At 60.2% G+C, this 26,270-nt stretch carries 23 protein-coding genes; 10 read left to right on the plus strand and 13 right to left on the minus strand.

Annotated elements, in window-relative coordinates; translation table 11 throughout:
- Window positions 1-76 precede the first annotated feature (76 nt).
- Entirely contained in the window at window positions 77-2,077 is a 2,001-nt protein-coding gene (locus ISN74_RS13515; protein ID WP_188799734.1) for an OPT family oligopeptide transporter, read from the minus strand.
- Between the two features lie 118 nt (window positions 2,078-2,195).
- Window positions 2,196-2,726 carry a hypothetical protein gene (locus ISN74_RS13520; protein ID WP_188799735.1) on the minus strand — a complete coding sequence of 177 codons (531 nt, stop codon included), beginning with the start codon at window positions 2,724-2,726 and terminating at the stop codon, window positions 2,196-2,198.
- A gap of 198 nt (window positions 2,727-2,924) precedes the next feature.
- Between ISN74_RS13520 and ISN74_RS13525 the strand changes: the two genes are divergently transcribed.
- Window positions 2,925-4,427 (plus strand): S10 family peptidase, encoded by a 1,503-nt coding sequence (locus ISN74_RS13525; RefSeq protein ID WP_188799736.1) that lies wholly within the window; start codon window positions 2,925-2,927, stop codon window positions 4,425-4,427.
- 164 nt (window positions 4,428-4,591) lie between these two features.
- Here ISN74_RS13525 and ISN74_RS13530 read toward each other — a convergent pair whose 3' ends face one another.
- Window positions 4,592-4,792: an oxidoreductase-like domain-containing protein gene (locus ISN74_RS13530; protein WP_188799737.1), complete on the minus strand. Its 201-nt coding sequence runs from the start codon at window positions 4,790-4,792 to the stop codon at window positions 4,592-4,594.
- Window positions 4,793-4,890: 98 nt separating this feature from the next.
- On the opposite strand from ISN74_RS13530, the gene ISN74_RS13535 reads away from it, so the two are divergent.
- On the plus strand, window positions 4,891-6,039 hold the full coding sequence (locus ISN74_RS13535; protein ID WP_188799738.1) for a glycoside hydrolase family 18 protein: 1,149 nt from the start codon (window positions 4,891-4,893) through the stop codon (window positions 6,037-6,039).
- Between the two features lie 113 nt (window positions 6,040-6,152).
- Here the strand turns inward: ISN74_RS13535 and ISN74_RS13540 are convergent, their stop codons facing one another.
- Window positions 6,153-6,935, minus strand: a complete 783-nt coding sequence (locus ISN74_RS13540) for a class I SAM-dependent methyltransferase (RefSeq protein ID WP_188799739.1) — start codon at window positions 6,933-6,935, stop codon at window positions 6,153-6,155.
- A 91-nt stretch (window positions 6,936-7,026) separates the two neighbouring features.
- Complete coding sequence (gene thpR, locus ISN74_RS13545) at window positions 7,027-7,629, minus strand: RNA 2',3'-cyclic phosphodiesterase (RefSeq protein WP_188799740.1); 603 nt, start codon at window positions 7,627-7,629, stop codon at window positions 7,027-7,029.
- A 73-nt stretch (window positions 7,630-7,702) separates the two neighbouring features.
- Between thpR and ISN74_RS13550 the strand changes: the two genes are divergently transcribed.
- On the plus strand, window positions 7,703-8,503 hold the full coding sequence (locus ISN74_RS13550) for an SDR family oxidoreductase (RefSeq protein ID WP_188800628.1): 801 nt from the start codon (window positions 7,703-7,705) through the stop codon (window positions 8,501-8,503).
- A 37-nt stretch (window positions 8,504-8,540) separates the two neighbouring features.
- Here the strand turns inward: ISN74_RS13550 and ISN74_RS13555 are convergent, their stop codons facing one another.
- Window positions 8,541-9,041, minus strand: coding sequence for a DinB family protein (locus ISN74_RS13555; RefSeq protein ID WP_203546613.1), 501 nt, complete (start codon window positions 9,039-9,041; stop codon window positions 8,541-8,543).
- A gap of 289 nt (window positions 9,042-9,330) precedes the next feature.
- Between ISN74_RS13555 and ISN74_RS13560 the strand changes: the two genes are divergently transcribed.
- On the plus strand, window positions 9,331-10,506 hold the full coding sequence (locus tag ISN74_RS13560) for a YXWGXW repeat-containing protein (RefSeq protein ID WP_203546614.1): 1,176 nt from the start codon (window positions 9,331-9,333) through the stop codon (window positions 10,504-10,506).
- A gap of 172 nt (window positions 10,507-10,678) precedes the next feature.
- Here ISN74_RS13560 and ISN74_RS13565 read toward each other — a convergent pair whose 3' ends face one another.
- The 4 genes from ISN74_RS13565 to ISN74_RS13580 form a co-directional block, all read right to left on the minus strand.
- Window positions 10,679-11,536: a DUF3014 domain-containing protein gene (locus tag ISN74_RS13565; RefSeq protein WP_229679282.1), complete on the minus strand. Its 858-nt coding sequence runs from the start codon at window positions 11,534-11,536 to the stop codon at window positions 10,679-10,681.
- A 143-nt stretch (window positions 11,537-11,679) separates the two neighbouring features.
- On the minus strand, window positions 11,680-12,657 hold the full coding sequence (locus tag ISN74_RS13570) for a sulfotransferase family protein (RefSeq protein WP_188799741.1): 978 nt from the start codon (window positions 12,655-12,657) through the stop codon (window positions 11,680-11,682).
- Window positions 12,658-13,094: 437 nt separating this feature from the next.
- On the minus strand, window positions 13,095-14,657 hold the full coding sequence (locus tag ISN74_RS13575) for a carbohydrate-binding protein (protein ID WP_188799742.1): 1,563 nt from the start codon (window positions 14,655-14,657) through the stop codon (window positions 13,095-13,097).
- 445 nt (window positions 14,658-15,102) lie between these two features.
- The gene (locus ISN74_RS13580; protein ID WP_188799743.1) at window positions 15,103-16,476 is read right to left on the minus strand and encodes a carbohydrate-binding protein; all 1,374 of its coding nucleotides are present in this window, start codon (window positions 16,474-16,476) and stop codon (window positions 15,103-15,105) included.
- A 589-nt stretch (window positions 16,477-17,065) separates the two neighbouring features.
- On the opposite strand from ISN74_RS13580, the gene ISN74_RS13585 reads away from it, so the two are divergent.
- The 5 genes from ISN74_RS13585 (at window position 17,066) to ISN74_RS13605 (ending at window position 23,313) form a co-directional block, all read left to right on the plus strand.
- A complete protein-coding gene (locus ISN74_RS13585) occupies window positions 17,066-17,566 on the plus strand; it encodes a VOC family protein (RefSeq protein WP_188799744.1) in 501 nt (166 codons plus the stop codon).
- Between the two features lie 63 nt (window positions 17,567-17,629).
- Window positions 17,630-18,283 carry a glutathione S-transferase family protein gene (locus ISN74_RS13590; RefSeq protein ID WP_188799745.1) on the plus strand — a complete coding sequence of 218 codons (654 nt, stop codon included), beginning with the start codon at window positions 17,630-17,632 and terminating at the stop codon, window positions 18,281-18,283.
- Window positions 18,284-18,417: 134 nt separating this feature from the next.
- The gene (locus tag ISN74_RS13595; protein WP_188800635.1) at window positions 18,418-19,653 is read left to right on the plus strand and encodes an MFS transporter; all 1,236 of its coding nucleotides are present in this window, start codon (window positions 18,418-18,420) and stop codon (window positions 19,651-19,653) included.
- A 175-nt stretch (window positions 19,654-19,828) separates the two neighbouring features.
- Entirely contained in the window at window positions 19,829-21,502 is a 1,674-nt protein-coding gene (locus ISN74_RS13600; RefSeq protein ID WP_188799746.1) for a methyl-accepting chemotaxis protein, read from the plus strand.
- Window positions 21,503-21,510: 8 nt separating this feature from the next.
- Complete coding sequence (locus ISN74_RS13605; protein WP_188799747.1) at window positions 21,511-23,313, plus strand: GGDEF domain-containing protein; 1,803 nt, start codon at window positions 21,511-21,513, stop codon at window positions 23,311-23,313.
- A gap of 13 nt (window positions 23,314-23,326) precedes the next feature.
- Here ISN74_RS13605 and ISN74_RS13610 read toward each other — a convergent pair whose 3' ends face one another.
- A complete protein-coding gene (locus ISN74_RS13610) occupies window positions 23,327-23,701 on the minus strand; it encodes a hypothetical protein (RefSeq protein WP_188799748.1) in 375 nt (124 codons plus the stop codon).
- A gap of 560 nt (window positions 23,702-24,261) precedes the next feature.
- On the opposite strand from ISN74_RS13610, the gene ISN74_RS13615 reads away from it, so the two are divergent.
- Window positions 24,262-24,951, plus strand: coding sequence for a restriction endonuclease (locus ISN74_RS13615; protein WP_188799749.1), 690 nt, complete (start codon window positions 24,262-24,264; stop codon window positions 24,949-24,951).
- A 55-nt stretch (window positions 24,952-25,006) separates the two neighbouring features.
- On the opposite strand, the gene ISN74_RS13620 is transcribed toward ISN74_RS13615, so the two are convergent.
- Both ISN74_RS13620 and ISN74_RS13625 read right to left on the minus strand, forming a co-directional pair.
- Window positions 25,007-25,735: a 2OG-Fe(II) oxygenase gene (locus ISN74_RS13620; RefSeq protein ID WP_188799750.1), complete on the minus strand. Its 729-nt coding sequence runs from the start codon at window positions 25,733-25,735 to the stop codon at window positions 25,007-25,009.
- 96 nt (window positions 25,736-25,831) lie between these two features.
- Window positions 25,832-26,245, minus strand: coding sequence for a TIGR02594 family protein (locus ISN74_RS13625; RefSeq protein WP_188799751.1), 414 nt, complete (start codon window positions 26,243-26,245; stop codon window positions 25,832-25,834).
- Window positions 26,246-26,270: the final 25 nt, after the last annotated feature.

Here is a 26,270-nt window from a genome sequence, read left to right on the forward strand (position 1 = left end):
TGGGGCATTACACACTGAGCGCCTCTCACACCACCCCCTCTCCGATAGGGAGAGGGGTTTGATGCAAACCAATCTCTCAGGCCTTCTGGCCGAGTCGCGCAATCCAGCGATACATCAGGAACGTCACTGCTGCAAAGGCAATGCCGCCAATCCAGATTGACGCGTTCTCAAAACTGTCACCCACCAGCGCCAGCGGCGCCGACTTGCCGGAGAACACCACGATCGCCGCAACCACCACGCCGATGATGCTCTCGCCCACGATCAGACCCGACGCCAACAGCACGCCAAGCTGCTTGGTGGCTTCGGCTTTCGGCGTGCGATCTGCGCGCTTGTCGAAGTACCAGCCGACGATAGCGCCGACCACGATCATCAAGGTGGTGGAGGTGGGCAGATAGATGCCCAGGCCCACGGCCAGCGGTGGCAGGCGTACGGACTTGGTGGTGGCGCCCAGGATCGCGTCGAGCAAGATGATGGCCACGCCGATCACGGCGCCCACGCCGATCAGGCTCCAGTCGATGTTGTTCTGAATCACGCCCTGTGCCAGCGCAGAAATCAGGCCCGCCTGCGGCGCAGGCAATGCATGCGCCGGATCGGCGCCCGGCGCACCGAGGAAACCGTAAGCGTGGTTGAGCAGATCCAGCACTGGCGGGATGACGATCGCGCCGGCAATCACGCCGATCACGAGCGCAACCTGCTGGCGCCACGGAGTGGCATCCACTAGCTGGCCGGTCTTGAGATCCTGCAGGTTGTTGTTGGCGATGGCCGCCACCGCAAACACCACCGAGGTGATGAACAGCGCAAAGGCGACCAGTGCTTTGCCCGAATCTGCGGGTAGATCCGACTTCACGCCGGCCACGAGCAGCAGCGCGGCGATGATCACCACCAGGATGCCGATACCCGACAACGGACTGTTGGAGGAACCGATTAGCCCAGCCATGTAACCGCACACGGTCGACACCAAAAAGCTCAGGATCAGCACGAACACTACGCCGCCGATCACCAGCAGCGCGGTATGCGAGCCCAGGCCGCTGGTAACGCTGAAGTTACCGAGCAACCAGGCAATCGGCAGCATGCAGATCAGCACGATCAGGCCGACGATGCCGATCGGCATGTCCTGTTCGGTGCGCGGCAGCGTTGCACCCTTGCCTGCCTTGCGCACGCGCGAAGCCGCCATGGCGGAGGCGAGACCACTGACCACCGGCTTGACCAGCTTGGCCAACGTCCAGATGGCCGCCACACCGATGGTGCCGGCACCGACGAAGCGCACGTAATGACTCCACGCACCCTGCGCGACGTCCGCCACAGCACCCGCGGCCGGGTGCAGCAACGTGAAGTGCGGCACGGCCCAGCCCCAGCCGATCACTGCACCCAGCAGCATGGCGATGCCAACCCACAAGCCAACCAGGTGACCCACCGCAAACAGCGCAAAGGACAGACTGAAATCGTAGCCGCTGGCGGCGCCGCGATCACCGATGCGGAAGTACTGCACCACATCGCTGGCAAAGATCTTGGTTTCCACGACGATGTAGAACACCGCCGAGACGATCGAGCCGATGACAACCGCCATCAGGCCGCTGGTGCCACCTTCGACCGACGCCGACTGGGAAGCTTCGGCGTGCTCGCCCGAACCGACCTTCAGCACCTCCGCACAGGCCACACCTTCTGGATACGGCAGATCCGAGTCGGTCACCAGCGCACGGCGCAGCGGGATGGTGTACATCACGCCCAGGATGCCGCCTGAGGCGCAGATGCCGAACGAGATCCAGAACGGGAAGCCGGTCCACCAGCCCACCATGATCAGGCCGGGCAGCACGAAGATGATCGCTGACAACGTGCCAGCGGCCGAAGCCACCGTCTGCACGATGTTGTTTTCCTGGACCGTCGAGTTCTTCATGGCGCGCAGGATGGCCATCGAAATCACCGCCGCCGGGATCGACGTGGCGAAGGTCAGGCCGGCCTTCAGGCCGAAGAACACGTTGGCCGCGGTGAACACGAGCGTGATCACGATGCCTATGATCAGGCCACGGATAGTGAGTTCGGCGCGCGGTTCGGCGCCGGGTCCAGGTACTGCGTTCACGGGCGGTCTCCCCAAACTTTCCAGCTAACAAGATAGCGTGGATCGCGGGGCTGATGTTGGCCGACGTGTACCCGAATGAGCGTAGGCGCCCGCTAGCGGGCGCTTGGTAGCGCCCATTTCAGCGTGGATGCTGGGCGAATTTCTGCAGATCCCCGCGCAATTGGATTGCCATGTCGTTGGAGCCATCGGCTAACAGCGAGGGCAGCGTCTGCGCATAGCCCTGGTCCGTTGCGCCACCGGTCACGGGCGCGGACACATGTACCTTGTAGTCGTGCTGGGTATCGAAACCACGCGCCCAGATCGAACAATGCAGGGTCATATCCAGCCCCAGCTCGCCCGGTGCTTTCTCTTCGTCGACGCGCAGCGCCGTATCCAGCGCGGAGCACGTCATGACCAGATCTTGGAAGTAACTCGGCTGCAATTGGGCGCCAAGTTGCGACTGCACCGCCCTGGCCAGATCCGGCGACGGCTCCAGGATCAACTTGTGATCGAGCCCGCGCACTTCGAGCTTGTCCGGGCCGCCCGCCACCGTGAGCCACGGCGCCATGCCGGGCTTGACCAGATCGCCGATCGGCGCCGGAGCGTGTACAACCTGACCCCCGCATGCACTGAGCAGTGCTGCGGCCGCGATAAGCAGCGTGCGTTTCATCCAGAACTCCCCTTTACTGAGCTGCAGAATCTAATGCAGCGCAGCAAGCGCTTCAACGCCTGATCCGCCTCCATGCGACGCAGTGCTCCCTCTATGCCTTTGGGCACAATGCACTGGCGTGTGTCTTGGTTAGTCTGTAACGGCCTGCGGGCTTTGTCCGCGCAGGCAAACTCTTCTTCGTATGTCCAAGGAACTGTTGTGCGCAAGATTCTGCAATCTGCCCTGCTCACCACCCTTATCGTCGCTACCTTTTCCCCCGCCTACGCTGGGGATGATGCCAAGGCAACACCGGCCCTGGATGGCACCAGTGCAGACGGCTTCCATCTCCCGCCCTTTCCCGCCGACGCGCATGTGAACCAATCCGTCGAGGTTGACGGCCACACGCTGAAGTACACCGTCACCGTCGGCACGCTGCCGGTGCGCGACGAGAAGGGCAACATCACCGGCCAGGTGGTATTCACCGCCTACACCATGCCTGGCAAGAACCGGCCTATCACCTTCGCGCTCAATGGCGGCCCCGGCGCCTCATCGGTTTACCTGAACTTCGGCGCCATTGGCCCGAAGCGGGTGAACTTCGGCGTAGACGGCGCCAATCCTTCCGATCCGGCGGTGTTGCACGATAACCCTGGCACCTGGATCGGCTTCACCGACCTGGTCTTCATCGACCCGATCGGCACCGGCTACAGCCGCGCACTGGTGCCCGACGACAAAGCCACCAAACTGTTCTACAGCACCGATAGCGATATCACCTATCTCTCGCGCGTGATCTACGACTGGCTGGTGAAAAACGGTCGCATGGAATCACGCAAGTATCTGGTGGGTGAAAGCTACGGCGGCTTCCGTGGTCCGCGCATCACCGAATACCTGCAGACCGAGCTCGGCGTGGCCATGAATGGTGTAGTGCTGCTTTCGCCCTATCTTGACGCGAGCGCATCGGACAACGAAAACGTGTCGCCGCTTCCCTGGATGCTCACGCTGCCCTCCATCGCCGCCGCGCATCTTGAACGCGAAAACCAACTGACGCCCGAGGCGATGGCATCGATCATTGCCTACACGCGTGGCGATTACGTCACCACCTTGCTGAAGGGGCGCACCGATCCCGCCGCTACCGAAGCGATGATCCAGAAAGTGACCGAACTGACCGGCCTCGATCCGGTATTCGTCAAACGCTCCGGCGGTCGCCTGGAAACGCAAGCGTATCTGCGCGAGGCGTACCGCGCCGAAGGCAAGCTCGGCAGCCGTTACGACTCCAATGTCACAGCCTGGGATCCGTTCCCCTACGCGCCGCATCAGGTTGGCGGCGATCCGATTCTCAACGGCATCATCGCGCCTACCACCACGGCGATGGTCAACTTTGTCACGCAGACCGTGGGCTGGAAGTACGACGGGCGTTACAACGCACTGAGCTTTGACGTGAATAAAGCCTGGCACGAGGACGACGATGCTAACCAGGGCTCGGTCAGTCAGTTGCGCGAAGCGGTGGCCAACGACCCGAATCTGCACGTGCTGATCGCCCACGGCTGGGACGATCTTTCCTGCCCGTTCATGGCCTCGGTGCTGATCGTCGACCAGATGCCAGCCATGGGCGATCCCACGCGCGTGCAAGTCAAGGAATATCCCGGTGGCCACATGTTCTACACGCGGCCGACCAGTCAGTCGGCCTTGCTGCAGGATGTGAAAACGCTTTACGGCGTGCGTTGATTGTCCATCCGACCTTCTACGTATTCCGGCGGCCGCGTGTTTGTTCTGAACATCCATCTAACCGATCGTCATCCCGGCGAAGGCCGGGATCCATGCGTGTGATGGAAATGGATCCCGGCCTTCGCCGGGATGACGTTACGGCAAAACGGACCGCTCCCCCAGACTTAAGGCTCAACGCCAGGATGACGCTCACGCCATGCCGCCAGTTGCTCGCGGTAATGCTGCCGTGCTTCCTCGTAGTAATCGAAGATGCATGGATCGCAGCCATTCCCACAGCAATCACCCGGATCGGGCTCGACTGGCGGAGTCGGCGGCGGATCATCGCGCAGCCATGGGTTGTCGGAAGCAGGAATATCGTCGTTCATAAGCAAACAAGGTCTGACACTATCAACATGGTAGCCCGGCCCCACCCTTCAAGCCCGCTTTGCCAAACCGCAACCACCCAGTACCTGGAGCACGCCTGATGCGAAAGTCACCTTTGCGCCAGCCACGCCGCCTGATCACCGGCCTGCTGTTACCACTTGCCATGCTCGCCGCCAGCAGCAGCGTGATGGCGCAATCCACGCCTTCGTCATACCGCGTCGTCGGCTACGCCAATGGCTGGAACCCGGTGCAAACCAAGGATGTGGGCAAGATCGACACGCTGATCTTTGCTTTCGCGCATCCGCAAGATGGCAAAGTCACCATCGCCCAGCAAGACGTGAAACACCTGCAGGATCTGATCGCACTGAAAAAGATCAATCCAAAACTGAAGGTGGATATTTCGGTGGGCGGATGGAGCGTGGGCGGATTTTCCGAAGCGGCCAGCACCGAAGCAGGTCGTGAGCAGTTTGCCGATAGCGCCGCTCAACTGATTGCCGCGCAGCACGCGGATGGCCTCGACGTCGATTGGGAATACCCGGGTCATCACGAATCCGGCATCAAGTCCAGCCCGCAGGACAAAATCAACTACACCTTGCTGCTGAAGGCGATCCGCGCCAGCCTCGATCGCGTCGGTGCCGCGCATGGCCGCACCGGCACTAACCACTACACGCTCAGTGTCGCGATCGCCGACGGTCCGTTCGTCGACAACGTCGATATCGCTGCTATCAATCCGTATCTGGATTGGTTCAACCTGATGACCTATGACTTCGTCAACGCGATGACACCGACCACCGGTCATCACACTGGCCTGCACGCATCAAAGCTGATTGCGGGTGATGGGCGCACCACCGATCGGGCGGTACAACAGTTCCTCGCCGCTGGCGTCGCACCGAAAAAACTGCTGATCGGCGCGGCGATCTACGGTCGCGAATTTGCCGATGTGAAGCCTGATCACGATGGCCTCTACCAAACCTTCGGCCATTACCAAGGTGGCCACAACTGGCCGGAACTGAAAGCTGACTTCATCAACAAACACGGTTACGTGCGCTATTGGGATGCCGATGCGCAAGCACCATGGCTGTGGAACGCGCAGACGCGTCGCTTCATCACTTACGACGACCCGCAATCGATTGCCGCAAAGATGGCGTACATCAAGGCGCAGCACCTTGGCGGCATCATGTATTGGGAGCAGTCGGCAGATCCCAGCGATGAGCTGGTGGATGACATGTGGAAGGGGTTGAACGACTAACCGTATCCCGTCGCCCCGGCGAAGGCCGGGGCCCAGCGACTTGGATGCAGAGAAAAGCACTGGGTCCCGGCCTGCGCCGGGACGACGATCAGATGTATTCCACTAAAACCACGTCAACCCGGTTTGCGGAACCGGAACATGAACTGATCCGTATGGCCGCGTATCGATGAATCAAACACCTTGATCGTGTGCGGGTCGTTCGGATTGCGCAGCACATTGCTCTCGCCCGCAAACACAAAGCCCACCGACTCCACCTGCTTCTTCACGATCTCCGGATCGATACGATGCAAGGTGTCGGTATCGGCCATGCCCGAACCCGCCGGAGCAACATGGTCGATCACCACGAACAAGCCGCCGGGCTTCAGTGCCGCATACACCTGCTTGTCGAAGGCAACCGGATCGACCTTGCCCATGAAGGCATCCGGATAATCGTGATAATTCTGCGAAGTAAAGACGATATCGACCGGCTCAGGCACACTCAGCTGCGCAGCGGGCTGCTGGAGGATGGTGATATTCGGGTAATGCGAATCAGCTGCGATCTTTTGGGTCGCGGTAACATCATCGGCGTCTTCCTTGGCATATTCGTTTGGCCACAAGGCATAGACATGTCCTTGCGTGCCGACAATGCTGCTGAATACGCGCGTGAAGTAGCCTGAGCCCGGAATCAGTTCCAGCACTTTCTGACCCGGCTTCACTTCACTGAACACCATGACATCGGTGATCTTGCGGCGTGCATCGTTGCTGGCATCCTGCCCGCGCGCCGGATCGGCAACAGCTGCTTTGACGTACGGCGGTACGTAGTACAAGGCGTGCATGTGATTTGCCTGCGGCGTCTGCGCCAGTGCTATCCCCGACAGACTCAGCGCTGCAAGCAAAGCGATGGATATCGAACGCATGACGAACTCCTGTATGAAGGGTGAGCCATCGCGCTGATTGTGCCCCTCGCTGTCGCGCGTTCATACCTGACCTTTGGGCCATATTTCCGTTTCAGGCAGAAAGAAACCAATGGCCGAGGATCTGGTAATTGCCCTTCCCCACCACGTTATGGATCAGCACGAATTGGTCGACGTGCCAGGCGATGGGCTCAACCGGTACCGGCTCAGGCAACTCGCACCGCGCGTAGGCGAGCGTGACGTGCGGCGTGTACTGGCGTTCAGCGCGCCGATGCAAGCCAGCCTGGACCAGCGCCACGCCAAGGTCCTGCCACAATGCCAGTAGCAAGGGCGGGACCGTCGTGCAGCGCATGACGCAGGGCGGCTCCCGCCCGCGAAAGCTCGCCGCGTAATCCAACGACCAATCAAAGGACGAAGCGTGTAGACCGTTCGCTGCAGCGCTTGCCCGCTCGATCGCCTCATCCGGCAACACGGGATAGTCGCCCAGAAAATTCAAGGTGGCATGGAAGCGTTCCGGCTTGCCCCAACGCGCACGCAACTCAGGATGCTGATCTTGCAGCCAGCCAGCAAGCCGATGCAGGCGCTGGCGCACGCCGCCTTCGGGCATCAGGGCAAAGAACAGGCGATGTGTTTCAGCACGCGCCTTCGGCACCGACCTCAAGAGACTGTGCTGTGCAGCAGGTGGATTCGCATGCATGGCCGAAGCGTACTCCAACGCTCGCGTAGCCGTGCGTTACGCTTGCGGTTTGATGCCCGAAGGTGCCCAGGCCATGCCAAAGATTCCAGCCATGACAACCTACGACGCTCATCCCATGCATGATCGCGTCGTCCTGATCACCGGCGGCGCACAAGGCGTCGGCCGCGGCATTGCGCAGGCCGTGCTCGGAGCAGGCGGCTCCGTGATGATCGGCGATCTGGACAAGGAAGCAGGTGCCGCCTGCCTGCAGGAGTGGCAGGTTGGCGATCGCGCGGCCTTTCGCCAGCTCGACGTTTCGCGCGAAAGCAGCGTACGTCGCTGGGTCGATGCGGCCCTTGCGCGTTTTGGCCGCATCGACGGCCTAGTCAACAACGCCGGCATTGCTGATCCGTTACGCGAGCCCTTGCACACCCTGCCGCTGGAAAAATGGAATCGCTACATCAACACCAATCTCACCGGCGCATTTCTCTGCAGCAAGTACACGCTGCCGGCGCTGAACAAGGCCAACGGCGCGATCATCAACATCGCTTCCACGCGAGCACTGCAATCCGAACCGGATACCGAAGCCTATGCAGCGAGCAAAGGCGGGTTGGTGGCGCTGACTCACGCGATGGCAGTAAGCGTAGGTCCGTCGGTCCGCGTCAACGCCATCCTGCCCGGCTGGATCGTCACCGATGCCTGGCAGAAACCGCAGAAACGCCACACACCGAAATTGAGCCGCATCGATCACCAGCAACATCCGGCTGGACGCGTCGGCACGCCCGAAGATATTGGTGCGCTGGCGGTTTATCTACTGAGTTCAGCCGCCGGTTTCGTGACGGGCCAGCATTTCGTAGTGGACGGCGGCATGACGGTCAAGATGCAGTACGCGTGAATCCGTACTGCATCAACACAATCGACTGCTAGCGCGATCAACCTTCATCGCGCAGGAACACTGGCAGGTCTGTGGTCGGTACGGGCGCGGATAGGCCATACATCATCATGACGACGTGGCCGCGATGATAGGTCGCATGATTGATCACGTGCAGCAGAATATCACGGCGACACATCGCCCCTTCGCGACCACCGATGAACGTGAAGCGGATGGTCTCATCGCCAGCGGCCTGATCCAGCGTTCCGGCAAAGCGGATATACCAGTCGTTGAGCCGCACTTGGTTTTCCCGAAGCGACTCGAAGTCTGGGCAATCCTCGGGATTGCGGGAGGTGAAGCCGTGCGGCACGCCTTCCAGGTGCGCTTTCCAGACCTGATCCATGGCGTTCACATGGTTCAGCGTGCGCAGCAGGCTGCCGAAGACGATCGGCTGGGAACGCACAAGATCCGGCTCCGGCACGCCCGCCAATGCCTGAAAAATCAGCCGATCGGCCCACGCCCGATAGCGTGTGAGCATCTGCAGATCCTGAACAGGATGCATGTGATCTATCCTCGGAAAAACGATTCACCATCGTAACCGCATATTTTTGCCGCGCCATGCACATCAATCCGCACGGATTGGCGTATATGAACGCGTACGCGCCTTGAGTTTGTTTATCCACGATTTGGTTTGCAGCAAAGTCAAACAACACAACACCTTGGGAGTGCTACGCAAGCATCGGGCGCAAGTTGTCCGCTGAACAAAGATGAACTTGTCAGTTTTTTCCTGTATGTGGTCGCACGTTTTCTCGCGTTTTCTCTTGTACGGTGCACGCCGAGGAGGAGACACCATGAAAACAATGACTTCCACGCAATATATTTCGACGAGACGCACCTGGCTTGTGCGTTCCGCCGCCGCTTTATTCGCTGCTGCCGCCGCGCTAACGGCGCTCCCGCAGCAAGCCAATGCCGGCGTCTTCATCGGCGTTGGCATTACCGTCGGCTTTCCGCCTCCGATATTGCCCGTGTACGTGCAACCGGCGATCCCTGCTCCCGGCTATATCTGGACGCCGGGTTATTGGGCATGGAATGGCTACGCGTATTACTGGGTGCCCGGTACCTGGGTGCTGGCGCCGTTCTATGGTGCGCTGTGGACGCCTGGCTATTGGGGCTGGGTTGGCGGCGTGTACGCCTTCCATCCCGGTTACTGGGGCACGCATGTCGGCTTCTATGGCGGCGTGAATTACGGCTATGGTTATGGCGGTGTCGGTTACGTCGGCGGCCACTGGGGGGCGGGCGGTTTCTATTACAACCGCAGCGTGAACCAGTTTGGCGGCGTGCACATCACCAATGTCTACAACCAGACGGTGGTGAACAACACCTACATCAGCCGCACCAGTTACAACGGCGGCCAAGGTGGCCTCGCCGCACGTGCCACACCACAGGAAATGGCTTATGCCCGCGATCCGCATAATGTTGGCCCGATCGCAGCACAACAGCAGCAGATGACTGCTGCCAGCCACAACCAAGCGATGCTTGCGTCGGTCAATCACGGCAGCCCGGCGATTGCAGCCACGCAGCGCCCGGGCGTGTTCAGCGGTGCGGGCGTTGTAGCGGCTCGCGGTGCCGCAGTCGGTGCGGGCGCAGCGGGTGCTGCCATGGCGGCTGGCCGATTCACGCCAGCGGCCGCGAACGCTCAACGCGTCAACAACAACATGGCGCTCCGTTCGGCAAGCTTCGCCCCCCATGCCAACACGGCGGGTGCAGCACGGCCTGCCAGCTATAACAGCGCCGCCTACCACTCGGCAGCGGTGAATCGCCCCAGCTCAGCTAACTACAGCGCGCATACGCAGAGCACCTACCACCCGCAAGCAACGAGCTACCGGCCGCAAGCACAGAGCTATCACGCGGCTGCACCGCAGTACCACGCACAATCCCGGCCCGCGCCAGCGCCACGAGCAGCGGCGCCTCGCGGCGGTGGCGGCGGTGGACATCCACAAGGCGGTCACGATTCACGCCACACGTGAGTCGTAGCGCCACTTCCACCATCGGGTGAACTCAAAGCCCCGGAGCAACGCTTCCGGGGCTTTTCTTTTACGCTGATCAGGCAGTCGTCTTTCTTGCCATGAACCATGTCACGGCATGTTGCGAGCGCACGACCTTCACGTGACGCTTGCGCAAGAAATATGGCAACCCTGATCAGTGCGCAAGTTCGCCGCCGGTGAGCAGGGTACGGATCATGTGCAGCTTTGCTTTGAACTGCTGCTCGTTGGCCGGTCCCATCCGCAGCATCAGCTTCTGGCCATTGGACAGCGATTGCAGTTGCGGATCGACAAACAGATATCGCGAACCTGACTTCGTCAGCGCAATCGGATCATGCAAATCAGGCGCCGCAAGCATGTCGTCGATGGCCGCGACCAATCGGTCGTTGAAATAGCCGTGCGGATAGCCAAGCTCACGATAAGCCTGCTGGAACAAGGGATAATTGTGCCGATACCACGCAACCAGCGCGTGCGGATCGACACTTTCCAGCACCGCGACGTACGGATCGTAGCGACCCGCATTGCTGGCATTGATCACGGTAATACCGTTGGCCTGCGCAGTCTGCAGGCTGCCCTTGGGCGTACGCAGCGGCAGGATATAGCTGCTACCCATGCTGTGGCGTGGGAGCGCATCAATCGTGGCGACCGTACGCGAAATGATCTGATTGGGCACAAGCAACGAATGCAAATCACCGCCGCTTGCCAGTGATGCCAAAGCGCTGATCACGCTGGCATCGCTTTCGGCGAGCGCAGGCAGAGGCGCCGTGGACGCTGCAGCGGGGCTCGATTCGGCTTGCGTGATGGGATGTTGGATGGCAGCGGCAGATGCGCTGCTGGCCGGTGCGCTTGATGATGCTGGCGCGGGCAAAGTCTCCAGCGTGTTGCCCTGCGTCTCCTTGGGATGCATGGCCATCCGGACCAGGTACACGCCGGCCACGACAATGGCCAACAACACGATGATCGCCACAAACCAACTGGCGTACGACGCCTGCTTCCTGTGATTTCTCCGGTTCACGATCCTGCCTATTTCACAATGACCCGTAGATTGTGACAGGCAGGAAGCCGATTTGTTCGATCACAGCGCAAGGCACGGTTCAGTGCGCGGCGTGAAGACCGCGAACGCAGCTATCAAGCACACACGCGGAGCTTGCGAGGTTATCAGGCGACCCGAATTTGCCCATCGGCCAAAGTGGTTACGCCGATTCCGGCCTCTGCCACTTCGGTCTCCGACGTACGAATCGGCAGTGGCGCCAGGAAGCTGTCTTCGCGGTTGAAAGCAAGACTGCTGGCCGCGTACAGCTCCTCGTACGAGGACAGACGCTCACGCAGTGATTCGCGTAGTTGCGGACCGAACAGGCTATCCACCTTGCTTTCGGTTTGATGCGGCAAGCCACTGAGCGCATCGCGCTTCCAAGGCTCGGCCTTGGGATCGGCGATGTTTTGATAACACGCCTGATCCAGCTCGACCTCGCTTGGCAGATTCAGGAATGTACACAAGCGCTGCCATTCCTCGGCCGGGTTGTGCATCAGGTCTTCGAGGAAGACGAAATGATGGTTGCGCACGCCGATGCGCGAACGATGTATTTTCGCCGCGAGATTCCAACGTCCAACCCATTGCGTCAGACCGCCGCTGAAGGATTTGTTGTTGTAGCGCAGCTCGGCGTCGGTGATCGAGGCCAGCACATCGATGCCGGGGCGGATCACATGGATCACGCGCGCATTTGGAAGATAGCGCTCGATCTCCGGCAGATAATGCAGGTGGTGCGGCGTCTTCTCGATCCACATTGAACGCCCACCCTGCTCGGCAAGGCCATCCAGAATGTCGATGAAGCGCGCCACGCAGTCGTCCTGAAACCAGGGCGCGCGGGAAAGCGGCTGCCCTTGACCCAGCAGGCTCTGCTGCAGCTCCATGAATTCGTGGCGGCCATAGCGGCGGGTCAGCCCCAGAAGGCGCGCCAGGTTCCGGCGACGCGGTTTACCGGCACCTTCATCGCCCAGGCGGTAATGCAAGCCGCCGAGCAGTCGGGGAAAGAAGCCAGTTTCCGGAAGAGTGAAGACTTGCGGGTGACGGGCCAGCATGGCCTGCACGATAGTGGTGCCCGACCGTGGGCATCCGACGACAAAGGTTCGTTGCATGAGCAGCTTGCGCCCCCCGCTTTTTATTGACTACTTAAATACTTCGTACTGCTTCGGCGCAGCTCGAACCATTCAACGTGTCAGGTTACCGTAAGTTGACGCAACTTACACACATCCATCATGTGTGTCCACATTATTGCGCTCGATTTACAGAACTTAACGCCCCAAACATGCTGCGCAGCAACAGACGCCCCTTTTTCCCCTGAACCGAATATCGGCAAGCAGCCAACACCTGTGCTGCATGCTTCCAGAACATCTTTTTGCGACCCGTGGCGACATTACTCCAACACAGAGCTCGCGCAAATCATTCAGGGCTTGCCTCCCAACCCATTAACAAAAAGCCACCGGCACTCCGTACCGGTGGCCCGCTCTGCCCATCGTCATCCCTGTTGCGGATCGGGCATGCCTCCCGATCCGCAACAGTTTCCCCCTGCTCTTTACTTGCCTAGATCCTTCAGGACCTCGTTGGTGTAACCCAGGATCCCCACACTGGGATACGAGTTACAGGTCGACGAGGCCGAACCTGCCGCACACGGCGTGTCGCGATCCAACGACCAGAAGTGCACGCCAGCCAGACCGTTGGCGGTGGCGTAGTTGGTGATCGTGTCGATATCGGCCAGCGTGGTGATTTCACCGGATGTATCGTTCTGCCCGATCATCGGCGTCAGCTCGATATGGCTGGCCGGGACGTTGTAGTACTGCTCGAGGTTCGCGACGGCCTGAACTGCGGATTGGCCCATTTCGCAGGCGCCACTCACCACGACGCAGTTCGAGCTGCTCGCACTGCCATAGTCCATCACCATCAGGTTGACGGTGTAGTGAGTCAGCGCGGGCGTCGCCTGGATCGCTTGTACCACCCACTGACCCAGTTCATTGACGGTACCCGTGCCGCTGTCCGGCCCTCCCAGCGAGGCGACGGTGAAGGAGAAACGCAGGCTCGGATACGCCGACTGCGCCGCCGCCGCATCCGCTACGAGCTGCTGAACCTCCGCCTGCGTCTGCCCGCCTTCGATATCGAAGTCCACGCCGATCATCTGCGAGGTGTAGTACTCGGCAATGAAGCTCTCAAAAGCGGAAGCCGAAGAGCAAGTGAACACGCCATCCGCACCACCGGTGGAAACGATGTAATCCAATCCTGCGCTGGCGAGTGAATTGGCTGCACCTGGTGTGATGTTGGCGCTAATGAATTCCGACGGCGTCACGCCTGCCCAGCTCTCGCTGCCACACTCACCGGTGGCGAAGGCGAGGGAAATCGCTGGCAGTTGCGGCACTTCGGTTGCGTACAGACTGCCGCTACCCACAACCGGAATCAGCGTACCAGTCACCTCGGTCGACATGGCATACGTATTCCAGTTCATGTTGATGCTCATGTCCTTATAAGGACTGAACACGAATCCACTGGGTGTGGGCGTTGGTGTGGGCGTCGGAGTGGGTGTGGGCGTCGGAGTGGGCGTTGGTGTTGGCGTCGGAGTGGGTGTCGGCGTCGGAGTGGGCGAGCCACTGCACGCACCGATCGAGGTCCACGGCGCGCCACTGCCGGCCGCGCCATTGTCGGTTGCCGGATTGTTGCCCTGCGTCCAGAAGTTCGCTTCGTAATTGACGCCGCTCTCGCTGACCAATGCGCCGCCGTTGTAAGCGGTGGTCGAAACCCAGGCCGGATCGCAGCCAGGCGATGGCGTCGGCGTGGGCGTCGGGGTCGGTGAGCCACTGCATGAACCCTGCGATGTCCAGGGTTCTCCACTACCGGATCCGCCATTGCTTGTCGCCGGGTTATTGTCCTGCGTCCAATAATTCGCGACGTAATTGACACCGCTCTCACTGACTTCATTGCCAGCGACATAGACGTTAGTGGAAACCCACGCCGCGGCACAGGTGGACTGCGCGTGCACAGCCTGTACCGGCACTAGGGTGAGCACACCGGTCGACAAAGCCGCTCCGACCGCGGTACTCAACGAACTCAACGCCAGCGTGGACCACTTGGTTGATTTCTTCACTTGCATGGGACTGTCTCCAAGGTTGGATTGAACCGCAACAGGTGAGGAACATCGGCGTACTCGTGACTGCACTCCCTACAATCACGCGGGGACATGCGCCATCGCGCATCCATGCTCGATACTGCGTGTAGTGGGGTTTGCTTTGAATCAAAAGCGCGGCGCGAACCGGTAAGCCGATGCGCGCGTCACATGTACATACCTGCTGCGGACCGAACACTCTCCGCCGGCAGCAGGATCCCCTGCTCCGTTTTGTAAAATCTGAAAATGCGTCCTGGACTTTTAGACTCGCCGCGTGCGTTTCCTATCCGCACACGTCTCCCACAAATCAAGCCTTCGCGTGTTTGCTTCGTGAGCGGTGCATCCATGCACCGCGAAAGCTCTGAATAAATCAGTGCTTCCTTCGGAACAGACCGAGCGCAAGGCACATGGTTGTGCCTTGCGCGATCGAGCCTTACTTGCCGAGATCTTTCAGAATTTCATTGGTGTACCCGAGTACGCCTACACTCGGATACGAATTACAGGTCGGCGAGGACGAACCGCTCGCCGCACACGGCGTATCACGATCCAGCGACCAGAAATGCACACCGGCAAGGCCATTGGCGGTCGCGTAGTTGGTGATCGTGTCGATATCGGCCAAGGTGGTGATTTCACCGGAGCTATCGTTCTGACCGATCATCGGCGTCAACTCGATGTGGCTGAACGGGATGCCATAGGTGTGTTGCAAGTTCACCACCGCCTGGATCGCCGACTGGCCCATTTCACAAGCGCCATTCACCACCACGCAATTTGCCGATGACGTCGTGGAATAATCCATCGCCATCAGGTTGATGGTGTAGTTGTTGATCGCCGGACTCGACGCCTGAATGGCCTGCACGACTTCAGCGCCAAGCGAATTGACTCCACCGTAGCTGCCATCCGACGCCCCTAGCGTCGCAATCGTGAAGGAGAAGCGCAAGTTCGGATACTGCGACTGAGCCGCCGCAGCGTCGGCAACGAGCTGCTGGATCTCTGCTTGAGTCTGTCCGCCTTCAATATCGAAATCCACACCAATCATCTGTGGCGTGTAGTACTCGGCGATGAAGCTTTCGAATGCCGATGGCGAGGAACACGTGAACACGCCGGCCTGACCACCGGTGGAGATGATGTAATCCAGCCCTGCGCTGGCCAGGGAGTTGGCCGCACCCGACGTGATATTCGCGGAAATGAATTCCGACGGCGTCACACCGGCCCAGCTTTCGCTACCGCACGCGCCCGTAGCAAACGCAATGGTAAGCGCCGGCAGCTGCGGCACTTGGGTTGCATACAGACTGCCGCTGCCCACGACCGGAATCAGCGTACCGGTCACCTCCGTCGACATGGCGTAGGTATTCCAGTTCATATTGATGCTCATGTCCTTATAAGGACTGAACACGAATCCGCTGGGTGCCGGTGTTGGTGTCGGCGTGGGTGTAGGGGTCGGTGTAGGAGTTGGCGTGGGTGTAGGAGTCGGGGTTGGGGTTGGAGTTGGCGTCGGTGTAGGAGTCGGCGAACTACCGCACGCACCTTGCGAGGTCCACGGTTCGCCACTGCCCGAACCACCATTGTTGGTGGCTGGATCATTGCCCTGTGTCCACCAGTTGGCGACGTAATTGATGCCGCTTTCACTGGCAACGTCGCCCGCTGTATAGATTGCCGTTGCACTCCAGGCGGCAGCGCATGTCGTCTGTGCATGCACGGTCTGCACCGGCGCGACAGTAAGCAAGGTGGTGGACAGCGCCGCGCCCAGCGCGGTACTCAGCGAACTCAAAGTCAGGGTGGACCACTTCGTCGACTTCTTCACTTGCATAGGACTGTCTCCAGGCTGGATTGAACCGCAATAGGTGAGCCACATCGGCGATTTCACGACCGCGTTCCGGCCAGTCATGTGGGGACAGTCGCCATCACGCATCCATACACGTTCCTGCTTGTCATGCACTACGCACTTGCCAAAAAGCGGAGCGAGTATCTGCCTCTCATGACAACGTTGTCCAGCATGTTTGGCCGCTCTGACCACGCCAGAACGTGATTCACCTCGCAAAGAAGAAATTGCCATATCTGCAGCGCGTCAATTCACGCCGCGTATACACATCAACACGTGAAAAAAGGCTCAAAAACGCAGGTTTTTATCGCTGCAACGCAACACGTAAAATGTAGCTGTCGCGCGCACTTTATTAAGAATCAGCGCACGCATTCCACGCTACTTTGCCTTGCCGCGCCTGTTCAAAGCGCAAACGACAGTTCGCTGCAAGGCATGTTTTGCCAGCACCTGAAAACAGACACCCATGACAACGATAGCCACCTCACGACATGCGGCTCACGCAGAAAACGTGTCGAATGGCGAGGATCTTGTTCGTCGCCCATACGAAAGCCGCTACCCCGACAACAGGAGATCTGCCGTGAATTCGCGATTCCAGCGCATTACCCCGTTCCTCTGGTTCAACGACAACGCCGAGGAAGCCGCGCATTTCTATGTGTCGGTATTTGAGAACTCGCGCATCCTCAGCAGCACCCGCTATGGCAAGGAGGCAGCGCGTGCAAGCGGCCAGCGGGAAGGCTTGATCATGACCATCGCTTTTGAATTGGATGGGCAAAAGCTCACTGCACTCAATGGTGGCCCATCTTTCAGCTTCACACCGGCGGTATCACTGGTGGTGAATTGCCACTCACAAGATGAGGTCAACCATTATTGGAACCAGCTCTCCAGCGGTGGCGATCCTGCCGCGCAGCGATGCGGCTGGCTGAAGGATCGCTTTGGCCTTTCGTGGCAGATCGTGCCGACACAGCTGATCGATTACCTCAGCCAACCCGATCCGGCGAAAGCGCAAAAGGCGATGCAAGCCATGCTGAAGATGAAGAAGATCGATTTGGCTGTGCTGCAGGAAGCCGCAGAGGCTTGAGCATGTGTGCGATGGTCAGGCAACTGCATCGCGACCAATGATTTTCCCTAGAGGAGCCTCACGATGACCATCACGATCACTGCCTTTGAACGGTCGCCCGATGGCGGCATGGGACTGGCGCGCGATACACGCGTTCGCTGGGCGCTTGAAGAAGCGGGCCAACCCTACGAGGTTCGCCCTGTTTCGTTCAGTGCGATGAAGGAGCCCGCGCATCTGGGCCTTCAACCTTTCGGCCAGATTCCGACCTATGAGGAAGGCGATCTCACCCTGTTCGAATCCGGTGCGATCATCTTCCATATCGCCGAGCGCCACGGGGGGCTGCTGCCGGACGATGCCAATGCGCGGGCGCGTGCGATCACATGGATGTTTGCCGCGCTCAACTCGGTAGAGCCCCCGATCCTTGAACTCGTAACCGTCAGGTTTGTGGAGGGCGACAAGCCCTGGAGTAAGGAGCGCCTGCCTCTGATCGTGGATCGCATCCGCCATCGGCTGGGCCAACTTTCTGTTCGGCTGGGCGATGCCGCCTGGCTCGATGGTGCATTCAGCGCGGGCGATCTGATGATGGTGTCGGTGCTGCTCAGGGCGAAACCATCGGGCATCCTGGGCGAGTTTCCGACGCTGGCTGCCTATGTCGCCCGCGGCGAAGCGCGCCCCGCATACCAGCGGGCTTTCGCCGCCCAATTGGCCTTTAACACCGGCAAGCCACCAGCCAGCTGATTGAGCTTCGTCCTGGGCTCGATGTCATCGTCCGCGTTTAGGAGCAACCGCAATGACGCGGCGCACCATACAGGCGTATAATAGGCCACGTCCGGGTTCCCCCTCCGGAATGATCTACCGAGTTGCGTACCCCTATGGCCGATGCCTCCCGCTCCCCCGCGACCGATCACGGTCGCCAGTCCGGCGTACTGCTGTCGATTCTCAGCACCGTCGCATTCACCTTCATTGCCTACCTGACCATCGGGCTATCGCTGGCAGTATTACCTGGTTTCGTGCATACCAATCTCGGGATGAGTGCGATGCTGGCGGGCTTGGCGATCAGCGTGCAGTACGTCGCAACTCTGCTCAGCCGTCCTCACGTCGGACGCATGGCTGACGCCAAGGGACCCAAACGCACCGTGATGACCGGCCTGACGCTTTGTGCCGCCAGCGGTGCATTGCTGTTGCTGGGTGCGCTGGCTTCAAGCTGGCCGTGGCTCAGCCTCGGCCTGATCTTTCTCGCCAGGTTGGCACTCGGCTGCGCGGAAAGCTGCGTCGGCACCGGCGCCATCACCTGGGGCATGGGCCAGGTGGGTCACCATCACACCGCTCGCGTGATCTCCTGGAACGGTGTGGCCACCTATGGCGCGATCGCCGCCGGCGCACCGCTGGGTGTGATGATCGATCACCACTACGGCTTTGCCGCCATCGGCGCAGTCAGCCTGCTGCTGCCGTTGGTTGCGCTGCCGCTGGCGCGGCTCAAGCGGGCCACCACGGTCGAGGCAGAAGAACGCTCGCCGTTCCGTACCGTGGCAGCACGCGTGGTTCCCTATGGCATCGGGCTGGCGCTGGGTTCGATCGGCTTTGGCTGCATTGCTACGTTCATCACGCTCTTCTATGCGTCGCACGGCTGGGACAATGCGGCGTTCGCACTCACAGTATTCGGCGTGGTGTTCGTCGGGGTGCGCTTTATATTCGGCCGCACCATCAACTGGCTGGGTGGCTATCGTGTCGCAATGGCCTCGCTGGCCATCGAAGCGATCGGGTTGATCACCTTGTGCCTGGCCACCAACACGCACATGGCCACCATGGGTGCAGCGATCGCCGGCCTGGGCTTCTCGCTGGTGTTTCCTGCACTGGGCGTTGAAGCGGTGCATCGCGTGCCAGCGCATAGCCGCGGTTCGGCACTCGGCGTGTATTCGGTATTCATGGATGTCGCGATGGCGCTCACCGGCCCCTTTGGCGGCTGGATCGCCAGCGGCATGGGCTACAACGCTATCTATGGACTGGCCGCTGTCGCCGCCGTCGCTGCTGTGATTCTGGCGCTGGTGTTGCAGGCGCAGGCAGCACGCGAAGCTTCCATGACGAAGGCGGTGCCCGCCGACTCGTGAAAGCGGGATAGTCAGCGGCGCCGCAGAGCCATCTCGGCACCCTCTCGCACGGCTTCGCCAACCAAGTGCCACAAAAACGTCAACCAATTGAAATATAAGATTTTTTCTTCAACTTTCCACTCAAGTTGACGCGACAGCCGCCGACCAAGAGGCATCCCCTTCCCCAAGGTGCGTCATGTCTCGTTCGTTTTCCGGCCTATTTCGGGTCACCTTGCGCCGAATCTTGCTGCTTCGTCTCGCCGGCATTCTTCTTCTCCTGATCGCCACCGGCGCTTTGTGCAGCATGGAACTGATGCGCGCGGATCAGCGCATCCAGTCGGTGGTTGGCGACACGCTCACGCCGATCTCCGATGTCGGCCGCATCCAGAGCGATTTCAACAACGACTTCCAGGCACTGGCGCACGCGGTGCTGATGCGCCTGCCCTCCGCTGCCGACGACGCCGCCACGGCGATCAAGAGCAACCGGGTCGATATCGATCGCTATTGGAAGCCGCTGCTGCAGAGCGGCCTCGGTGTACAGCAGAAGCAGTTGCTGTCCGTCGCCGCCGAACATCGCAAGGATGCCGAACAGGCGATGGACGATACGCTGACCCTGCTGCAAGCAGGTCAGTTCGATATCGCCCAGCTCAAGCTCGCGACCGATGTGCAGCCGGACCTGGTCCCTCTACAGAGCGACTTCACCAACCTATTCGAAGGCGCGCTGACCGACGGCAAAGCGCAAGCTCTCACCCAGCACGCCACCAACCAACGCGGCCTGTTTGTCATGCTTGCGGTATTTGCAGGCGCCTTGTTACTGGCGAGCCTGAGCGACGGCATGCTGATCCGCGCGCTCGGTGCGCGCCTGCGCTTGGCTTCCGGCGTCGCGCAGCGCATTGCACGCGGTGAACTGGGTCAACCTGTGACCGTGGGCCGCGATGACGAGATCGGTGACCTGCTGCGCGCACTGGTAACGATGGATATCCAGCTCGCCGATGTCGTGCGCCAGGTTCGCAGTGGCGCGGCGCAGGTCCAGGACGGTGCATTAACGCTGGAACAAAACACCCATGCCTTGAGCCAGCGCACCCAGTCGCAGGCAGCAAGCCTGGAACAAAGTTCTGCATCCATGGAAGAAATGGCAGCCAGCGTCGCCGAGGCCGCCGTGATGGCGGACCAGGCAAGCCGGGTCGCCAGCGATTCACGCAAGCTCGCGGAACAAGGCCAGCAAGTGGTCGCACAAACCGTGACCGCCATCGACGCCATCGACCGCTCCAGCCAACGCATTGCCGATTTCGTGGGCTTGATCAACGAGGTCGCGTTTCAGACCAATCTGCTTGCACTCAACGCTGCCGTGGAAGCTGCACGCGCTGGCGAGCATGGACGTGGCTTTGCGGTGGTCGCGGCCGAAGTGCGCCAACTCGCGCAACGCTGCTCGGCGGCTGCACGCGAAGTCAAGCAGTCCATCGAGGAAAGCGCCGAAGCCCTGCTCGATGGCCGCACCTGCGCGCAACACTCGGGCAAAGCCCTGGTCAGCATCGTCGCGAGCGCAGCAGAAGTCTCTGAAAAAGTTGCGGGCATGGCACTGTCCGGTCGCGAACAAAAAGTCGGTATCGATCAGGTCAACCTGGCCGTGGCCGGCATGGATGCCATGACCCAGGAAAACGCCGCGCTGGTCGAACGCACCGCCATGATGAGTCATGCGATGCGGCGCAGCGCTGAAGCACTGCTTCAGCAAATGGAATTTTTCCGCATCGGCACCGAAATGGATCACGAGGCAAACGCAGCCAACCACCAAGAAAGCGATTCGATCCGACGGATAGGACAACATCAAGCGCAGCCGGAACCGTCTGCCGAACTGGACGAGGCCGCGTAGCGCCCGCCATGGTCTTCGTGCGCGACAGTGCCCGACTTGCTTCACTGCTCGATCGGGCTCAGAAAAGCCTGCATGCGGTATTTCAGCCGCTGGTCAGGCTGGACACGATGGAGATCGTCGCGCACGAAGGTCTCGCCCGTCCCGACAAACATTTGGGTGGGATTACCACGCCGGAGTTGCTGAATCTGGCACGCCTGGAAGGACGGCTCGGCGAATTCGAACTGGCCGCCGCATGCACAGTATGTGGCGCATTCGTGGCTCAAAAAGCGCCGGGCCGGCTGTTGGTCAATCTCAGCGCGCAGGCCTTTATGCAGAAGTCGATCAAGCCCGACGATCTGATTGCAGCGCTCGGCACCGGAGGCATGGATCTGAGCCGCATCACGATCGAACTGACCGAGCGCGATATCGTGGATGAACCCGCGCGATTGGCGCATGCGCTTGGCTATCTACGTGCGCACGGCGTGCGTTTCGCACTGGATGATTTCGGCAACGGCCACTCCAACTTCGAGATGTGGAATGAGATCCATCCGGAAGTGGTAAAAATCGACCGCTATCTGATTCATGGCTTGGCCAAAAGCGCGGAACGGCTGGCTATCGTACGTGCGCTGTGCCAGGTCGCGGAAACGCTGGGAGCGGATCTGGTCGGCGAAGGCGTGGAAGAAGCGGACGACCTGCGCATGCTGCGCGAACTCGGCATCTCTTATGCGCAAGGCTTTCTGCTGGGGCGTCCAGCAACGCGCGTCAGCGACCATGTCGACGAGACCGTGATTGCCGTCTTGAACCATCCCGTCATCGCCGTACCACCCCGCCTGCAAGGGCCGGTGACGCAACGCCCCATGCACGTTGGCCATCTGGTGATCGAAGCACCTGCACTTACCGCGCAAGACAGCAACCACAACGTGATCACCCTGTTCGCTCGCATGCCCGAGCTGCACGCACTGGCGGTAGTGCAGGATGATCATCCGATCGGCATCATCAACCGACGCATCTTCAGCGAACGCATGGCGCAGCCTTATACGCGCGAGCTGTACGGCAGAAAAAGCTGCACCACTTTCATGCACGAAGCACCGCTGCTTTGCGACGTACGCCAATCGCTGGAAAGCATGGCCGATATCCTGCGCGGGCAAGACCAACGCTATCTCAGCGATGGCTTTGTCATCACCCGAGACGGACTTTATCTGGGCCTTGGCACCGGCGAATCGCTGGTGCGGCGCGTGACTGAACTTCGCATCGAAGCCGCACGCTACGCCAATCCGCTGACGTTCCTGCCGGGCAACATCCCGGTCACCGAACACGTGGCGCGATTGCTGCGCGCGGAAGTTCCTTTCACCGTGGCCTACGTGGATCTCAACCACTTCAAACCTTTCAATGACCAGTACGGTTATTTCCGCGGCGACGAAATCATCCGCCTGCTGGCTGGCATCCTTACCGCGCAAGTCAATCCACGCAGCGATTTCGTCGGCCACATCGGCGGCGACGATTTTCTGCTGATCTTTCAGAGTGAAGACTGGGAAGCCCGCTGTCGGCAGATGGTGACGCTATTCAACCAACGTGCCCAAGGCTTGTTTGCCGACGAGGACATCGCTCGCCAGGGCATCGTCGGTGAAGACCGCCACGGCAACACGCAGTTCTTTCCGCTCACGACCGTAGCGATCGGTGCGGTACGCGTCACACCGCCGTTTCCTGGCCGTCCCGAAACGCTGGCGACACTGGCTGCTCGCGCCAAGCGCCACGCGAAGCGTGCGCAGGTCGGTTTCTATCTACTTACCGGTGAAGCACCTTGGCCGGCGCAAGTCGAGGCGTCATCGTGATGACACCCGTTGCTCAACGCGCGTGCAGCCAATGCACATAGATGCCGTCCCTCCGGTCATCTTCCCGGAATCCTTCACGGCCTTCGACGACCGTACCCCATACCGTGCGCGCGACACCGGCCTGAATGCGATCCACACGCACCTGCTCGCCCTGCGGAATCAGAAAACGCGTTTCTAGCACCATCACCTGATCGCTTTCCCACACCAACGTCGCGTGCCGGCCGGTGCTCGCGCCCCAACCCACATGGAGCTGCACATTGATCGCCGTAAACGCGCCGCGGTTATCCAGCTTCCAACCGTCGGTCTTGCTCAGCAGGCGCTGAAGATGGGGATCGTCCCAATCCACCTCGTGCTTAGTCGGCTGCGAATTGGGTTTGAAATGGCTCATGCAGGCATATTTCCAGGTCAGATCGACGCCACCGCGCCATCACTCGCACACAACACCATCGTGCAGTCCCTGCCAACCGCAGGAGCGTTTCCTGCGGGTCTACCGAGCCGACGTGCCGTGTTCCGTCCGGGGGACCGGGACATGGCAGTATCGAAATAATGGTCTTTAATAGCTGGCGTGCTTTAGCGTCTTATCGGCGCTGCACCGGTTTTCTTTAGGGCGAATTGCGTGCGGCTGTCTTCGCATGAGATTTAGGGCTCATGGGGGCTGTTTGCAGCCAACTGCGTCCAAGAGCGCCTCCGTGGAATAAATCCACAGAAGTTAAGGTCTTGTGTAAAACCCGGGGTTTAGCCGCACACTTTGTGGCCTAAATGCCAAGCGGATGTCGGCGAATCTCGCCGCAACGCACAAAAGACCCGCTCTTTTCCGGCCAATCCCGCGCCAAACCGCGGCAGAACAGCGCTGCGTCCGAATGCCGCAATGCACGCTGAACTCCCGAATCGTCCGCGCTAACGTCAACCCTACGTTTCAGAAGCAACGTTCACAGCTCGGGGGAGTTGATGGCGAAGCACGGAACACATCGCATCGAGCAACTGATCTTGGTGCATTGGCCTGCAGGCACGCTGCTGTGTGTGAGCGCTTGGCTGGGCATTCGCTATGGCTCCGGCGCGCAGACCGCCGTCCATATGACGATTCTCTGGCTGGCTCTGCTCGCCTGCTGGTTCCTCGCAGCGCTGTGTTGCGTAGGACATCGGCAGCGTATGCGCCGCCTGATGGTCCATGACCAGCTGGCCGACTTATGCAACATGCACTGGCGCGCATTCGAAAACCAGGTTGCCCAGGCCTTCCGCTACCGGGGCTATGCCTTGGAGCAGGCAACTACCGTCGAACACTTCGGCCACGATGACCACAATGGTCTGGATCTGGTTGTACGCAAGCATGGTCTGACCACGCTGGTGCAATGCAGGCATTGGCGTAATCGCAACGTCGACGTGAAGGACGTTCGCGAAATGTACAACCTGATGAAATATCACCAGGCCGCTGGCGTGAAAATCGTCGCCTGCGGCGATTACACCGAGGATGCGTGGAAATTCGTCGCCGGCAAGCCGTTCGAATTGATCTACGGCGAAACGCTGTTGGCCATGCTCGCCGACGCACAGTTGCCGATTGACCCAAGTGTTGTCCCATTTCGGGCTCCGGCATCACCGCCGCCGATGCATCATCGTCCTCGCACCGCCGCACATCCCTAACATCAAAACGCCGCGTCAAACGCGGCGTTTTTACACCCGGGACCAAACGCCACCGTTACGTTGCGTCGTGAAAGATGATACCTGCGGTATGCCGATGCCCCGCGCGAACTTCGCTCACACCGTGGCGCATCGTCACCCGGTAGATACCCTTCGCCCCACGCACCGGCCGGTGATGCACGGCAAAGATCACCGCGTCGCCCTGCTGCAACGGCACCACTACCGGCCGTGTTTGCATACGTGGGCGCTGCTCAGTCAACACAAACTCGCCGCCAGAAAAATCCACTCCCGGTCGCGAAAGCAGAATGGCCATCTGCAGCGGAAAAACGTGCTCGCCGTAGAGATCCTGATGCAGGCAGTTGTAATCGCCCGCCGCATATTGCAGTAGCAAGGGTGTTGGCCGCTGTTGCCCGGCGGCATGACAGCGATCCAAATAGTCGGCATGGTCGGCTGGGTAGCGCGTCTCGATGCCCATCGCTTCGCTCCAGCGATTGGCAATCGGTGCGAGATGCGGATAAAAACGCGTGCGCAGCTCCTGAATCAGGCCGGGCAGCGGATAGCTGAAGTACTTGTATTCACCACGGCCGAATCCATGACGAGCCATCACCACTCGACTCCTGAAGTGACTGTCGTCGGTATAGAGCGCCACCAGCGACTGACATTCATCGGCACTTAGCAAGCCGGGAATCATCGCTGCACCGGATGCATCCAGTTCGCGGCCAAGGCGCGACCAATCGACAGCCCCAAGCCTGTCCTGGCGAATCGACATGTCATCCAACCGTTTCATGGATTTGCTCTGCTTTCTTCTTCGTTACAGAAAGACGGACCGTAACGAATGCACTGCACGTGCACACCCCGTTTCTTGCGAATACAAAGCGCCTTGTCAGCCCTGCGCATCGGGCCAGCGATAGCCAAGTACCGTCTCCAACGGATACGCAAGCTCGCGTACTTCTTCCAGTTGGTTGCCACCAAACAGATAAATGGATTGGGCATCGTGCGAGAGATAAAAGCCGACATGCCCCTTCCAGCCTGCCGGATCATCACGCGTGAGTACCACCACGCAACCGTAAGCAGGCTGCTCCAACGCCACACCCCAATCCAGCCAGGATCGCGCCAACGCCGATTCGGTACCACCAATACCGACGCTGCCAAAGCACCAATTAACGAACGACGAACACCACGAAATCTTGTCGTCATAACCGACCAGATTGGTATGGCCGTTATATTCGACAATGCGCGGATTGCTCTGGCCTGGGCCGAAGCGTCTGACCCCACGCTCGGCCAATGCTATCGGCATCCAGATTGACTCGCTGTCGTGATGA

It is taken from the genome of Dyella caseinilytica (assembly GCF_016865235.1).
GTDB classification, from domain to species: Bacteria; Pseudomonadota; Gammaproteobacteria; order Xanthomonadales; family Rhodanobacteraceae; genus Dyella_B; species Dyella_B caseinilytica.

Excerpts from the sequence above, each read along its gene's own strand:
- ISN74_RS13590 (WP_188799745.1), top strand. The coding sequence starts at position 17,630 with ATGACCATCACGATCACTGCCTTTGAACGGTCGCCCGATGGCGGCATG.
- ISN74_RS13570 (WP_188799741.1), bottom strand. The coding sequence starts at position 12,657 with ATGCAACGAACCTTTGTCGTCGGATGCCCACGGTCGGGCACCACTATC.
- ISN74_RS13550 (WP_188800628.1), top strand. The coding sequence starts at position 7,703 with ATGCCAAAGATTCCAGCCATGACAACCTACGACGCTCATCCCATGCAT.
- ISN74_RS13620 (WP_188799750.1), bottom strand. The coding sequence starts at position 25,735 with ATGAAACGGTTGGATGACATGTCGATTCGCCAGGACAGGCTTGGGGCT.
- ISN74_RS13605 (WP_188799747.1), top strand. The coding sequence starts at position 21,511 with ATGGTCTTCGTGCGCGACAGTGCCCGACTTGCTTCACTGCTCGATCGG.
- ISN74_RS13600 (WP_188799746.1), top strand. The coding sequence starts at position 19,829 with ATGTCTCGTTCGTTTTCCGGCCTATTTCGGGTCACCTTGCGCCGAATC.
- ISN74_RS13580 (WP_188799743.1), bottom strand. The coding sequence starts at position 16,476 with ATGCAAGTGAAGAAGTCGACGAAGTGGTCCACCCTGACTTTGAGTTCG.
- thpR (WP_188799740.1), bottom strand. The coding sequence starts at position 7,629 with ATGCATGCGAATCCACCTGCTGCACAGCACAGTCTCTTGAGGTCGGTG.
- ISN74_RS13530 (WP_188799737.1), bottom strand. The coding sequence starts at position 4,792 with ATGAACGACGATATTCCTGCTTCCGACAACCCATGGCTGCGCGATGAT.
- ISN74_RS13520 (WP_188799735.1), bottom strand. The coding sequence starts at position 2,726 with ATGAAACGCACGCTGCTTATCGCGGCCGCAGCACTGCTCAGTGCATGC.
- ISN74_RS13625 (WP_188799751.1), bottom strand. The coding sequence starts at position 26,245 with ATGCCGATAGCATTGGCCGAGCGTGGGGTCAGACGCTTCGGCCCAGGC.
- ISN74_RS13535 (WP_188799738.1), top strand. The coding sequence starts at position 4,891 with ATGCGAAAGTCACCTTTGCGCCAGCCACGCCGCCTGATCACCGGCCTG.
- ISN74_RS13575 (WP_188799742.1), bottom strand. The coding sequence starts at position 14,657 with ATGCAAGTGAAGAAATCAACCAAGTGGTCCACGCTGGCGTTGAGTTCG.
- ISN74_RS13555 (WP_203546613.1), bottom strand. The coding sequence starts at position 9,041 with ATGCATCCTGTTCAGGATCTGCAGATGCTCACACGCTATCGGGCGTGG.
- ISN74_RS13610 (WP_188799748.1), bottom strand. The coding sequence starts at position 23,701 with ATGAGCCATTTCAAACCCAATTCGCAGCCGACTAAGCACGAGGTGGAT.
- ISN74_RS13595 (WP_188800635.1), top strand. The coding sequence starts at position 18,418 with ATGGCCGATGCCTCCCGCTCCCCCGCGACCGATCACGGTCGCCAGTCC.
- ISN74_RS13560 (WP_203546614.1), top strand. The coding sequence starts at position 9,331 with ATGAAAACAATGACTTCCACGCAATATATTTCGACGAGACGCACCTGG.
- ISN74_RS13540 (WP_188799739.1), bottom strand. The coding sequence starts at position 6,935 with ATGCGTTCGATATCCATCGCTTTGCTTGCAGCGCTGAGTCTGTCGGGG.
- ISN74_RS13615 (WP_188799749.1), top strand. The coding sequence starts at position 24,262 with ATGGCGAAGCACGGAACACATCGCATCGAGCAACTGATCTTGGTGCAT.